We start from the raw sequence: 13,640 nt of genomic DNA, 5'->3' as shown, positions 1-13,640 counted from the left end.
GTAGATTCCATGCAGTTCTTCAAACCGCTTAATGCTGTAAAGGCAATGACCTTCGACTTAGATGATACCCTTTATGACAATGAGCCCATTATTCGACGTGCAGACGCTGCATTGCAAGCACACATCGCTAAGTATCACAAGCAAGCGGCAATGCTAACCCCTAGAGATTGGTTGGTATTAAAGCGCGCAGCTATTCGCAAAGACAAACGTTTAGCATCTGATATGGGGCGATTGCGCAAAGTAGTACTTGCTGGCGCATTATCTGGTACACCTGCCAGTCAACTAAGCACCGCACCTCCTCTAGATGGCCAACTCAATGCAGATGTGGAAGCCTGTTTTAACTGTTTTTACGACGCCCGAAGTGACTTTACCTTAGATGAAAATGTTCATCGCGTATTACATGCACTTAGCCAACATATACCGCTTGTTGGTATCACAAATGGCAATGTGGACACACAAAAGATAGGCATAGACAACTACTTCAAAACCGTTTTACACGCCAGTACTCAGCGCCCCATGAAGCCATCTCCCGCAATGTTTAACGAGGCATCGCAACAGCTAAGCATTGAGTCCAAGTACATATTACATGTAGGCGACAACCTCATTAAGGATGTAAAGGGTGCTGTGAATGCTGGCTACCAGTCAGCGTGGTTTGCGTGTAATCGCCCCATGAACTTAGTTAATGAGCCTGTAGCAGTACTCCCTCACCTTGTCTTAGATTCACTGGACGAGCTGCTTGCATTCATCTGAGTGAGATCATTCGCCTGCTTATCGGTGTCGCTCTTCTAAAATAACAGGCCCGCTTCCGCGACTCGCTAAATGATCGTCTTGATTGTACAGAGGGCAGCTATGTAATGACAAACAACCGCAACCAATACAATTGTCAAGGTTATCCCTTAAACGCTGAAGCGCGTAGATCCTCTCGTCAAGCTCATGCTGCCAGGTTTGTGACAGCCGTTTCCAATCATGCGAAGTAGGCGTTCGCTCGTTAGGCAAGGTCGCAAAGGCGGCCTTTATACTTTGAAGCGAAATACCTAACTTCTGCGCAGCTTTAATAACAGAGATACGCCGCAATGTATCAGGGTGATAGCGACGCTGATTCCCCGAATTTCGACGACTTTTAATGAGCCCTTTTTGCTCATAAAAATGGCATGTAGAAACCTTAACACCACTTCGTTTAGCCAATTGGCCTACCGTCAATACTCGTTCCATAATATTTTCTAAAAAAAGCCTTTACCTCAACCTAAGTTGAGGTTTTAACCTTTTTATCATCCAACTTCAAGGAGATAAAAACCATGATATCGAAATATATGAATGCGCTTTTCCACACAATGAACAACACATGTAATCAGCATTCTTTTTTCAAAATGTGGAGCATGACACTCATTGGAAGTGAATTCCCGCACAACAAAGTAATAGCGGACAACACAAGACAACACTGCAACTCGTCAAACGTGAATAGCTAAAGAAGGGATAGACAATGAATATGAACCAAGTAACATTGGCCTGCACCGATATAAAAGCGTCAAAAGACTTTTACCTTACATTGGGCTTTACCCTGATTGTTGATACCCCGCACTACTTGCGTTTTGCATCTCCTAATGACGGTGCTTCTTTCTCACTTAGTGCATCAGACCATGCAAGCACAGGAGTAAGTGTCTACTTTGAAACACCGAATGTAGACGAATGTGTTGCTGAATTGGAGAAAAAGGGAGTGACATTCACACATCTACCTGAAGACAAGCGCTATTTGTGGCGAGAGGCCTCATTGAAAGACCCTTCAGGAAATAGTTTGATATTCTATTGGGCAGGAGAAAACCGGCTCAACCCACCATGGAGAGTATCGTAATTAAGCTAGTGGATCTCAGCTTATACACGCGTTACACTCAAGTTAGGTGCATTATATTTTACCTACATGAAGAAGCCGGCAGTTTCAAAAGCTAAGTCACAGAGCGAATATCAATCAAATGCGTGGTTGGCATCAACGTCGAGCCATGCGACGCTGTTCGAGCGGCTGAGCGTAATGCGCCTGTCAGGTATCACTACCGACATCTTTATCGTGTCGTTTTGGTTAGCTATTTGGCAAGTGGGACGAATTGTAGAGTATACCGACCACGCGAGCGTATGGTTTCCTGCAGCGGGCTTCACATTTTCTTGTTTCCTAGTGATAGGTATTCGAGCATCTCTACCTATTATGATAGCCGCCATACTCACTACGCTATGGAACGGTCATCACTATGAGTTGGCATTATCCGATCGCGAGTTAATCTGGGGAGGCGTATTGTTCGGCTTTGCCCATATGCTGCCCTATTATGTCGGAGCAAGTTTGCTTAGTTTTCTTGCCCGTAAACAAGACATCACGACACCGCAGTTGATTGTGTCGTTCTTATTAATTGGTTGTATTTCTTCACTACTAACTACAAAACTCGTGCTCGTTTCATTGGTTTTTTCTGGCCAAATGGCCATGAGTGAAATGTCTATTGCTTTTCTCCCATTTTGGATAGGCGATATGGCAGGGGTAGTTGTGCTAGCGCCACTACTTGCAGGCATGCTAACGAAGTTTTATATCAACTCGAAAATAGACTTATTACCTTTTTCACAATTTAACTCACCCAGCCTGGCGAGCTTCTTCAAAAAGGTTAGCATTAATTTACTTTTGATATTTTTCATTATGCTACTAGCGAAGCTTACAGGCTCAAGAGACAGTGCATTTGCGATATTTTTCCTAGCGATTACACACATGTGGATTGCCTGCACGGAGAGCCCGAAACTCAATGTAATAAGCCTTGCGATAAGTAGCGTATTTATTGTTTTATTAGTTCACTTTTTTTCACTGATGGATCACGTAAAGGTTTATCAATTTGCACTTAATGTGATCGCCGCCAATGCGTTGTTTGGAATTGCGATACCACAATTGCAAGCCGACAATCAGCTGTTAAAAGATCGAGTCTTCATAGATACACTTACTCAAGCCTATACCCGTGAATACCTCACGCAACGCGCTGAACTGGAAATTGCGCAAAGCCACGAGTCAGGCAGCCCCCTCTTTTTTGTCATCTTTGACCTAGACAAGTTTAAACTCATCAATGATGAACTGGGACATATTGACGGCGATCATGCCTTAAAGCGCCTTAGCGCCACAACAAAAGCAATCTTGAGAAAGACCGACATTTTTGCCCGTTATGGCGGCGACGAATTCGTACTCTTGTTACCGGATATTACCGAAGACAAGGCGTTAAAGTTAGTTGATAAAATAAGAACAGCAATTAATGCTATAACGGTGGCTCGTATGAAGCTATCGTCTAGCTTTGGGATTACAAAGTTAGCACCAGAGGATACGTTGGAATCGTTAATTAAGCGCGCAGATACCGCTCTTTATGTATCAAAAAAAGAAGGTGGAAATTCGGTTACGTTGGGATAAAACACCCTGATATACGATTAAGGCCAACGAGAGAGAATTTCTTGGAAACGACCTGAAGCCATCATATTTTTCAATTCACTATTAAATTGCTGCTGCAAAATAGGATCTTGAATAATGGCACCGTATGAAATTTCACGAAATATAGGGTGAATAACCACTTCAACATTTGGGTAATTCTTTTGCACAATATAACTGAGTAATCGGCATTCACCCACAACAACATCCGTGCGCTCATTGACTAGGAGCTTAATTTGTATTTCTCGCTCCGCTAACTCAAGATAATTTTCATTTTGTACCACATCAGCAAATTCCGGCCCCAACACCTGAGTTGCAGATTGGTAAGCAACAATCGTTTTACCCTTTAAGTCTTCTACATCATCAATATCAAAATTCTTTCTTTTTAGAGAGATAGCAACATCTTTAAAAGGTAGGTAAACATCGGATAAAGAACCCACATCTGACTCGAATGCTGCAGGACTAGCAATATCATACTTACCCGCATTGAAATCATTTATAAGACGACTGTACGCCAGTAAATGAAATTCTGCGTCATAGCCAAGAGAATTGAGCACATGCGTAATGATATCAACATCGATACCAATGACACCTTGTTCTTCTTCATAAAAAGCCCACGGCGGCCCGATATTTACCGCCACCTTGAGGGTTTGATTAGCAAAAACTGTTTGGCAAGGTATGAGCAACGCCAATAAAGCCAGTAATATCCAACGCATGAAAAATCCAGCTGAGCATTAAACGTTTACAATATCCAATCTAAGCCATTGAAATAGACGCCGTCAAGATAAGATTTTTTCTTAGGAGCTAGCGCCTAATTATCTTCTAGAACGTTTTGTCGCATTGACTCGCATGGGCTTTTACACACGGGTCGTCCTACAACTTTCGCAGGTACACCCACAACCGTCACATGCGGTGGCACGTTATCTAACACAACACTTCCCGCCCCTACTTTAGAGCCTTCACCAATTTCGATATTACCCAAAATTTTCGCACCCGCACCAATCAACACACCTTGACGAATTTTAGGATGACGATCACCAGATTCATTACCCGTACCACCAAGGGTAACACTTTGTAAAATAGACACATTATCTTCAATGATAGCCGTTTCCCCCACAACAATACCGGTTGCGTGGTCGAACATAACGCCACTTCCAATGCGCGCAGCAGGGTGAATATCAACACCAAAACTGGCTGAATTACGGCTTTGCAAGAACAAAGCAAGCTGGTGACGGCCATGCACCCACAAATAATGCGCCATCCGATGAACCTGTACAGCATGGAAACCTTTAAAATGCAGCAATGGAGTTAGGTAATCATTAACCGCAGCATCTCTTGATTTAATAGCGAGAATATCAGCAATCGCTGACTCGCTAATGCCAGGCTCTAACAAATACGCTTCATCGAATACTTCACGAATAGCTAATGCGGGCATTACGTCATCAGCCATTTTATTCGATAAGATAAAACTCAAACTTGATTCGAAATTATGGTGGGTTAGTACACTGGCATGAACATAGCTAGACAACAAAGGTTCGCTGTTTGCAACAACGTTCGCCTCTTGCTTTAGCGTCGACCAAAAATCGATTGGGATAGAAAGTGCGGTCATGGGCATGTTCCAATGTAATTATCGAGTTGACTGTTATGAACAGTTTACCTGAGTTTGGTACCTTTCAATACCTATGTAACACCTGCCAAGCGTAAAATTCACCCAACCTGTCGAATTGTTTCGTTATTACTTATTACCCTTTACTCCCTATACTCGAGCCATTGCCTAAATTCCCCCGACGCAATGCCAAACGAGTATTAAAACACTAAAGCTTGTTTGTCCTATAACAACGTTTGAAACGTAGTATTCGAAAAAAATACTGTAGTTTTTTGACGAACGAACCAGCTTCATATGCCCTATTCATTGATACTAAAACTTCATCGATAACGCTTTTTTGAATATCTGTGTTAAGACATAAATGGCTTGTTCTCTGCGATGGCTTCGCGCTTTTATGATAATACCCAGATCTATTGTTCCAATAGAGTAGCTCACCTAATTGCAGGTTCGCTTCCTCTTTATCTCTGCACTCATGTGTCATTCTTGGCTGTACGTTTGTAGCCAGTTTGTCCTTGTCTTGCTCGTCATTACTTTGCATTTGTATCCATTTTACTTTTTGAAAATCTTTCAAAGGTACAAACAAACTCAAGAAGCCATTGTGTTTTCGCTCATAAAACAAATTGAAACGTATGCTTTGCCCATGTTCAGTTAACAAATTAACGCTAGCGTTTGTTTGCAAACTGTTAACTTGGAATCCGATGAGCACATGATTACTCTGAATCTCAACCTTATCGCCCAACCTCATCGCCAGAAATTTACCCTCTGTCAGAGAGTTCTTGAAGTGCTTAACGAATTCTCCTTCGCAAGCAAAATGTTCAACGCCACGCTCGAAATTTTGACTAAAATTTTCACACGCGTGTCCTTTTTCTAATTGGCTATAATGTTGCTGAATTGCATTACCAATATAGAAGCCAATGCGGTCAGCAAGCTCTAATTTTGGATGAGCAGGGTGGTCAGAATACACCTCTTTTTCTAGATGTTTGTATATCATCAGTGCTTCTGAAAAATGTATAAACTGTGCGTTGGTTAACTGCGCTAAGCGCTCTCTGTCTTTATAAACTGTTGAGGTTTTGTTCAAAAACTCTCGCACAGAGATGCCTATAACGACTAACCGTGTTTGAGAGGATATAGTTGATAGTAATTCAAAAAGAATTTCTTTGAAGTCCTCACTATAACTATAACCAGGGGTTTGCAAAGCATACTGTTCATCATTGGGAACAGAGTCAAACAGTACGATATCGTAAGCGCTAAAATCCATGTGAGCATATTTCGCAAACTGCACACCTGGTGACGCGCCAGAAGATAAATTAGTCCATGACGCTCTGGCGAGAGCGCGCTTCATACCGCTAATATAGCCGTTTTTTAGTATTGAGTTTGAAGTGCCAAGCACGAGGATTTTCATAAAATAACAGTTTGTTCCGACAATGAAATCAATGATGAATTTACATGTAACGAGTTATGAGCACTTGAGAAACCGCAAACCCTATCTAGATTCCACATTACACACCGCGATAAAAAGCGTTGCAACACCGTACGTTATTTTAGGCTTTAGCAACCCCAAACAAAACTAGACTGTATAAATTCACAGTCAGCTGGCATAATACCGCTGCTTTTTCTGTGACAAAATTCGACAATATAGGTGCCACATTATGGATGTATCTCGACTGCTAGACGAGCTCAATGACAAACAACGCGAGGCAGTAGCGGCGCCTCTGTCCAACGCGTTAGTACTAGCAGGTGCAGGTAGCGGTAAAACCCGTGTTTTAGTTCACAGAATTGCCTGGCTCATGGACGTTGAGAATATCGCGCCTTTTTCAATACTCGCCGTCACCTTTACCAACAAGGCGGCAAAAGAAATGCGCGGTCGAATCGAGTCGCTTATGGGCCGAAGCCTTCACAATATGTGGATTGGTACATTCCACGGTCTTGCTCATCGCTTATTGCGCGCACACCATGCTGAAGCTAGCCTTCCAGAGAACTTCCAAATTATCGATTCTGACGATCAATACCGTCTTATTCGCCGCATTTTGAAGGCCATGAACCTAGATGAGAAGCACTGGGCACCTCGTCAAATTCAGTGGTACATCAATGGCAACAAAGACGAAGGACTGCGCCCACAGCACATCGAAACCCATGGTGATCATATCCAAAAAACCATGCGTGAAGTGTATGCGGCTTATCAAGATGCATGTGACCGCTCAGGGCTAGTCGACTTTGCGGAATTGCTATTACGCGCACACGAATTATGGGCCAAGAATCCCGAAGTATTAGCGCACTATCAACGCCGTTTCAGAGCCGTTTTGGTCGACGAATTTCAGGATACTAACAATATTCAATATGCATGGCTTCGCATGCTGTGTAGCGGTGGTACTAATAATATTATGATTGTTGGTGATGATGACCAGTCTATCTATGGTTGGCGCGGGGCCAACGTCGACAATATCCAGCATTTTTTGAAAGACTTTGCTCAGCCGACCACTATTCGCCTTGAACAAAATTACCGTTCAACAGGAAATATACTCAAAGCAGCAAACACAGTAATCGACAACAATACGGGACGTTTAGGTAAAGAGCTTTGGACAGAAGATGCGCAAGGTGAACTGATATCAGTTTACGCAGGTTTTAACGAATTAGATGAAGCACGTTTCATCGTTTCAAAAATTAAAGACTGGCTTAATCAAGGTCATGCGCTAAGTGACACGGCTATTTTATACCGCAATAACGCACAATCTCGCGTACTGGAAGAAGCCTTACTTCACGAAGGTTTGGCATACCGTATTTATGGTGGTTTACGCTTCTTCGAACGTCAAGAAATTAAAGATGCCTTAGGCTATATGCGTATGGTGAGCCATCCACATGACGATGCGGCGTTTGAACGTGTCGTCAATACACCAAGCCGCGGTATTGGCGAAAAAACTCTTAGCCAAGTGCGTGATACCGCGCGAATGCACAACTGTTCAATGTGGCAAGCCAGTCAACTTTTGATCAATGAGGGCAGTTTTAAAGGACGCGCACTCAATGCCATGCAAAGTTTTGTGTTACTTATCACTGAGCTTGAACAAGCAACGCTCGATGAGTCACTTGACCAGCAAGCCGACAAAGCCATTCGTCAATCTGGTTTGTACGCCATGTATCAAGCCGAGCGCGGAGAGAAAGCGCAAGCACGACTTGAAAACTTAGAAGAGCTTGTATCGGCCTGTAAAACTTTTATCGTTCCTGAAGAAGCCGAAGAAATGACGCCATTAGCTGCATTTTTGGCACATGCATCACTGGAGGCGGGTGAAACTCAGGCCGATAAGGACCAGGATGCAGTACAGATGATGACCATCCACACAGCCAAAGGCTTAGAGTTTCCCCTCGTGTTTATGGCGGGTGTTGAAGAAGGTATGTTCCCGAGTCAGATGACGAACGATGAGCCCGGTCGAATGGAAGAAGAACGACGCCTGTGTTACGTGGGTATGACCAGAGCTATGCAAAAGTTGTATATAACTTATGCAGAAAGTCGTAGATTATATGGTCAAGATAAGTATCATACAGCGTCGCGCTTTATCCGTGAAATGCCATCGGACTGTGTAGAAGAAGTACGTTTGAAATCAACAATTTCTCGCCCAGTACATAATCGATTTAGTCAGGTGGCTTCTCATGCGAGTTTCGCAGAAACTGGCTTCCAGTTAGGTGAGCGTGTGGTACACCGCAAATTTGGCGAAGGCATAGTACTTAACTATGAAGGCAGCGGAGAGCATGGTCGAGTACAAGTGAACTTTGACGAGTTCGGAAGTAAGTGGCTTGTCCTCGCTTATGCTAAGCTAGAAAAGGTGTAGATAATTTTTTAAGGCACGGCAGCCACAAACCATAGTTGATATGTATGCAGCAACATGTGCTCATCATCGAAAACGGTGAAAGCAACCTTGAACTTATCGCGAAATTAGTGCGTCGTGCGGGCTTGACTCCCGTAGGCGCTACATCGCTCACAGAAGGCAAAGCTCGCTTCAAGCAGAATATGCCCGAAACGTTCCTGTGTGCAATTGTCGCTTATTCACTCCCAGATGCCCAACAAGGCCAAGCTATCGACTTTGCTATCAATGCGTTTATCCCAACTATTGCCACCACAGAATCTCTTGATAATGACATTCGCGATAAAGTACTTGAGCGTGATGTAGTTGATTACGTTCCAAAGGAGAATTCACAGAACTACGATTACCTTAGTCGACTTATTGGGCGATTAGAAAAAATAAATCTACCGGTGTTATCGTCGTTAGCACTAATCGCGTACTGCGAACACGAACCGTATCACTACTTCAGCGCCATAACTTCATTGCATTTGAGTGCCTAACAGCAAACGATGCCATGCAATGTTTGTCAGAACACAATAATATTCGTTTAGTTATCACAGACAACACCCTGCCCGATATGACAGGCACCCAATTTGTGGCGAGTTTGCGCAAAGCGTTTTCTAAAGAGCAACTTGCGATCATGGGCATTGCCGGTGGACAAGGCATGCTGATGTCAGCTCACTTTATAAAAAGTGGTGCCAACGACTTTCTACGTGTGCCCTATTGCCACGAAGAGTTTTTATGTCGGGTAATGCAAAACGTTGAATACATTGAAAGTGTTGAAGAAATTCGCCGAGTTGCTAATACCGACTACCTAACAGGGTTACCCAATCGCCGTCATTTCTTTTATATGGTTACGGTGCAAAGCCAGTTGTTGTCTGACAAACACGCCCTTGCACTGATAGATTTGGATTTCTTCAAATCTATTAACGATACCTATGGACACGATGCCGGAGATATCGTCTTAAAAGCCATGGCTGCCTTAATTGAATTCTACTTTCCTGATGAAATTATATCTCGTTTTGGTGGAGAAGAGTTCTGCATTTACTTTCCCAACACGCCTGTTGCAGAGGCTTGTATGCGCTTAGACGATTTCAGAAAAGTTGTAGAAGCTGAAGTAATTCAATTGCCTAAAGCTAATATTAAAGTCACCTGTAGCATTGGTGTATGTGGCGAATCTACCCAGCGGGTGGACAAGTTATTGAGCTCAGCAGACAAACAACTTTACGAAGCGAAAAACAATGGCCGCAATCAAGTGATATGCGACCAAATAGACTGCTTACCCAAATAGCACTAACACACTATTCCACTGCAAGCTTGCGCATTTTTCGTTGCTGGCGATAGTTGACTAATGAGTCGGCACTGAATAAGAGTAGTGCAAACCACACAAAGCCAAAGGTTACCAATCTTGCTTCTTCTAATGGCTCTCCATATAGATACACCGCCAAAATAAACATGAGCGTTGGACCGATATACTGGAAAAAGCCCAACGTTGAATACATGATACGTCGCGCTGCGGCAGTAAAGCACAGCAATGGCGCGGTAGTAACAATGCCCGCGGCAAGAATAAGTAAGTTTAACGAGGTGTCATTGTTAAACAAATTACTGTATTGAGAACCGAAAAATATCCAGTACACAATAGCGAACGGTGACAACATCAGGGTTTCGATGAAAAGGCCCGGCAAAGAATCTACGGCAACTTGCTTTCGCAACAAACCGTACACGCTAAAACTTCCTGCCAGCACTAGTGCTATCCAAGGTACATGGCCGTAAGAAAACACTAACACTGCAACGCCAACAACGGCAAGGCCAACGGCAACACGCTGCAACGTGCGAAGACGCTCACCCAGAAAAAGTCTACCCAAGAAGATGTTAATTAGTGGATTTATGTAATAGCCCAAACTGGCATCTAAGATATGGTCATTATTAATTGCCCATATGAACAACAGCCAATTTGCACCAAGTAGTAAACCAGCCACAAACAAAATTTGCATAACACGTTTGTTGTTAATTGCCGCGATTACTTTTGGCCATTGCTTTAATGCTGCAATAAGCCCGATTAAAAGTAGCGCCGACCAAATAACCCGATGCATAAGAATTTCAGCCGCGGGTAATACAATCAGCTGTTTAAAATAAACAGGGGCAACTCCCCACATACTGTAAGCGGCGATGGCACAAATAACACCAACTTGAGCGGCATTGGTTTGCTTAGACAAGGGAGGCTCCACACATAGATTGAGAAGGTAGAAGGCGCGTATTGTTTATCACAGAGGCATTCTACACAAGGTTTATTACTTTCCGATGAGGCAAAGTGACCAACATCTATTTATTTTATGATTGTATTTCAAGTAAAAAACGGCGGAATTCAATGAACTAAAAATACGGCTCGATACAATTTTATGTGCGCCGGCTGATTTGGCAAAAAATAACGCCAACTCAAAACTCCATGGGGTACTTTCAACCTACGAAAGAAGCGTGTTATGGCACTGATACTTCTGTATCAACCCTTGCAGCTTTAGCTTGTTTACCTAGCTCAATACGCTTCTTGACATGTTGAATCGTGGTTTCACGATGAGCGATGATCAAAATAGTTAATTTGCCTTCGAGCCGTTCCAGAGATTTCTGTATTTGTGCTTCATTCTCATTATCAAGGGCACTTGTTGCTTCATCAAGGATAAGCAATAAAGGATTAGATAGCAGGGCTCTCGCCATCGCTAGACGCTGTCTTTCTCCACCGGACAAGCGAATACCGCGATCACCTATGACGGAGTCTAGCTTTTCAGGTAATGCGTCTACAAAGTCTTCGGCTGCGGCGAGTTTGAGTACTTCCCATAATTGTTCATCCGACACAGTTTTTTTGGAGACCCAACACAAGTTATTACGGATCGTATCGTGAAACAGATACACTTCTTGCGTAACGTAAGCCACTCTACTTCGCCAAGCTAATAAATTATTTTGATTAATTTCCACGTTATCGCAGACTACCTTACCGTCATCCGGCAATAGAAGTCCTCCCAAAATATCTGCCAAGGTAGACTTTCCTGAGCCAGATGGACCAACCAGTGCAACTGTTTCATTCCTCTCAATGGACAAAAAAATCTCTTCAAATACTGGTTCGCTTTTTGTTGGGTATCGGAAGGAAATGTTCCTGGCAACCAACTTGTCTTCGAATGACACGGGGACTTTAGCGCTCGACAGATTCTCTTGATGTTGTTGGCAGGAAAGTCGCATTTGCTCAACATCACGCAACGAGGGCACTTTGTGTAGTAATTGCTGATAGTTTTTTTGTAAGTTTGATAGAAGAGGCAATAGACGAGCACAAACTATCAACAACAAAAGTAGAGTCGGGATCGGTACAGAGTAATACTGACGCGCAACATAAAAGAACACACTGAAAGCCACCACTGCAACAACCAGATATACCCAACTGGTAAGGGCATTTAACTGATTTAGTTTTACTTGTTGTATTTCAAGTCGATCACTTGTCAACTTAAGCCGATCAGCGTAATACTGTTCGGACGCGTAGCTCTTTATCATCTTCAGGCTACCAAGCTGATCAGACAACATTTGAAAAATGCTTTTGTAATTAATTAAGTGGCTATCTCCTGACTTGTAAACACGCTTGTTGATAGGCAGAAGTACCAGCAATATGCACAGACCAAGCCCCAATGCCAGTAAACTCAACTGCCAAGACAAAGCAAACGCAAGCACAGCCAAAACGGCGCTGACCACAATTTGACTCGAAAACTGCATCAACAAATACGCGGTATGACCTATCGACTGCACTTGTCCGGTCAACGTATGGGTGAAATCTGACATTTTGTTCTGTGTAATAAAGGCCCAGCGACTATGAAGCAGTATTCTGTATAAGCTATCACGTAAATAACCCGTATAGGCTTGCTGCAACTGGGTTGATTGAACAGATAATAAATACCTAACGCTGGCAAGACACACTACAATCACAACATAGGACAATAAAACACTCGCCAAGGTTAAGGGTATATGTAGAAAATGAAAAGACTCGATTGCAAAACCAGAAATGCTTTTTGAACTTGCGTGCCCTAAATCCAGCCCAATTAGTTGCAACAAAGGAATTATAAACAGCAGACCTACACCAGACCCGAGCCCCTGTATCAGCATTAGTAACATTAGTTGCCACTGGCGCTTTGGCGCAAAACGGTAGTAGTCTAGGAATGCACGCCAAAGTACAACCTTTTTATTCCCTTTCATATTAGTCAAATACTAAACCTTATTCGTAACTCAGTTCGATGACTCGCTATTATTTTCAACCAATAGACCGTGAGGTGTAGGTTGCGGTAATACCAAATGCTGTATGCCCATCTCGACCCGAAACAACCCAAGGACCGACCTTAACCCAAGCATGAGCCTTCATGGGCTCTTTCAGATCTTTGGTTAGCGTCGCTCCCAAATGCATAATATAAGGAATGCCATAATAACCTAATAAAATGCGAACCATCGTCGCTTGCACTAAACACTTTGATTCCCAAGGCGTATAGGCAGAGCAGAGTTCAGCAATCCTACCTATACGCCATGCCGTCATTTTTTCGGTTTCATTTACCAACACAGACAGTTGATCATTTCGACGATACTCGCCAAAGAATTTGGACAAATAACGATATGGAATGGTCAGAATCATGGCTCTGATAATGCCACTAAGTGGATAGAATAAAATGAACCATATTTTTTCGCGCACTGGCAGTCGCGTAAAACTGAGCAATTTTTTAAACATAAGCGATTGTTCTAA

Annotated in this window: 13 protein-coding genes; 6 read left to right on the top strand and 7 right to left on the bottom strand. The window is 43.0% G+C overall.

Going from position 1 to position 13,640, the window contains the following annotated elements:
* Positions 1-9: 9 nt before the first annotated feature.
* Positions 10-750, top strand: coding sequence for an HAD-IA family hydrolase (locus tag EYR97_RS10590; protein WP_131093792.1), 741 nt, complete (start codon positions 10-12; stop codon positions 748-750).
* A gap of 18 nt (positions 751-768) precedes the next feature.
* Here EYR97_RS10590 and soxR read toward each other — a convergent pair whose 3' ends face one another.
* On the bottom strand, positions 769-1,212 hold the full coding sequence (soxR, locus tag EYR97_RS10585; protein WP_131093791.1) for a redox-sensitive transcriptional activator SoxR: 444 nt from the start codon (positions 1,210-1,212) through the stop codon (positions 769-771).
* Between the two features lie 268 nt (positions 1,213-1,480).
* Here soxR and EYR97_RS10580 point away from each other — a divergent pair, with 268 nt between their 5' ends.
* Positions 1,481-1,849, top strand: coding sequence for a VOC family protein (locus EYR97_RS10580; RefSeq protein ID WP_131093790.1), 369 nt, complete (start codon positions 1,481-1,483; stop codon positions 1,847-1,849).
* Positions 1,850-1,915: 66 nt separating this feature from the next.
* Positions 1,916-3,421 (top strand): diguanylate cyclase, encoded by a 1,506-nt coding sequence (locus tag EYR97_RS10575; protein ID WP_131093789.1) that lies wholly within the window; start codon positions 1,916-1,918, stop codon positions 3,419-3,421.
* Positions 3,422-3,438: 17 nt separating this feature from the next.
* Here EYR97_RS10575 and EYR97_RS10570 read toward each other — a convergent pair whose 3' ends face one another.
* The 3 genes from EYR97_RS10570 to EYR97_RS10560 form a co-directional block, all read right to left on the bottom strand.
* Complete coding sequence (locus EYR97_RS10570; RefSeq protein WP_131093788.1) at positions 3,439-4,152, bottom strand: ABC transporter substrate-binding protein; 714 nt, start codon at positions 4,150-4,152, stop codon at positions 3,439-3,441.
* Between the two features lie 95 nt (positions 4,153-4,247).
* Complete coding sequence (gene cysE / locus EYR97_RS10565) at positions 4,248-5,045, bottom strand: serine O-acetyltransferase (protein ID WP_131093787.1); 798 nt, start codon at positions 5,043-5,045, stop codon at positions 4,248-4,250.
* Positions 5,046-5,250: 205 nt separating this feature from the next.
* The gene (locus tag EYR97_RS10560; protein ID WP_131093786.1) at positions 5,251-6,444 is read right to left on the bottom strand and encodes a hypothetical protein; all 1,194 of its coding nucleotides are present in this window, start codon (positions 6,442-6,444) and stop codon (positions 5,251-5,253) included.
* Between the two features lie 247 nt (positions 6,445-6,691).
* On the opposite strand from EYR97_RS10560, the gene uvrD reads away from it, so the two are divergent.
* Genes uvrD through EYR97_RS10550 form a run of 3 tightly spaced genes read left to right on the top strand, consistent with a single transcriptional unit; the run spans position 6,692 to position 10,166 of the window.
* Complete coding sequence (uvrD, locus tag EYR97_RS10555) at positions 6,692-8,863, top strand: DNA helicase II (protein ID WP_131093785.1); 2,172 nt, start codon at positions 6,692-6,694, stop codon at positions 8,861-8,863.
* 44 nt (positions 8,864-8,907) lie between these two features.
* On the top strand, positions 8,908-9,375 hold the full coding sequence (locus tag EYR97_RS22345; protein WP_242634977.1) for a hypothetical protein: 468 nt from the start codon (positions 8,908-8,910) through the stop codon (positions 9,373-9,375).
* Positions 9,264-10,166 (top strand): diguanylate cyclase, encoded by a 903-nt coding sequence (locus EYR97_RS10550; RefSeq protein WP_307722611.1) that lies wholly within the window; start codon positions 9,264-9,266, stop codon positions 10,164-10,166. The genes EYR97_RS22345 and EYR97_RS10550 overlap by 112 nt, the downstream gene beginning before the upstream one ends.
* 10 nt (positions 10,167-10,176) lie before the next feature.
* On the opposite strand, the gene rarD is transcribed toward EYR97_RS10550, so the two are convergent.
* From rarD to EYR97_RS10535, 3 genes are all read right to left on the bottom strand, one after another.
* Complete coding sequence (rarD, locus tag EYR97_RS10545; protein WP_131093784.1) at positions 10,177-11,091, bottom strand: EamA family transporter RarD; 915 nt, start codon at positions 11,089-11,091, stop codon at positions 10,177-10,179.
* A gap of 262 nt (positions 11,092-11,353) precedes the next feature.
* Positions 11,354-13,105: an ABC transporter ATP-binding protein gene (locus EYR97_RS10540; protein ID WP_242634988.1), complete on the bottom strand. Its 1,752-nt coding sequence runs from the start codon at positions 13,103-13,105 to the stop codon at positions 11,354-11,356.
* 55 nt (positions 13,106-13,160) lie between these two features.
* Positions 13,161-13,589: a lasso peptide biosynthesis B2 protein gene (locus tag EYR97_RS10535; protein ID WP_165478021.1), complete on the bottom strand. Its 429-nt coding sequence runs from the start codon at positions 13,587-13,589 to the stop codon at positions 13,161-13,163.
* Positions 13,590-13,640: the final 51 nt, after the last annotated feature.

This window comes from Alteromonas sp. KUL42 (assembly GCF_006538325.1).
Taxonomy (GTDB): Bacteria; Pseudomonadota; Gammaproteobacteria; order Enterobacterales; family Alteromonadaceae; genus Alteromonas.
Note: the sequence above shows the minus strand (reverse complement) of the source record. Positions and strands in the feature narration are given on the sequence as shown.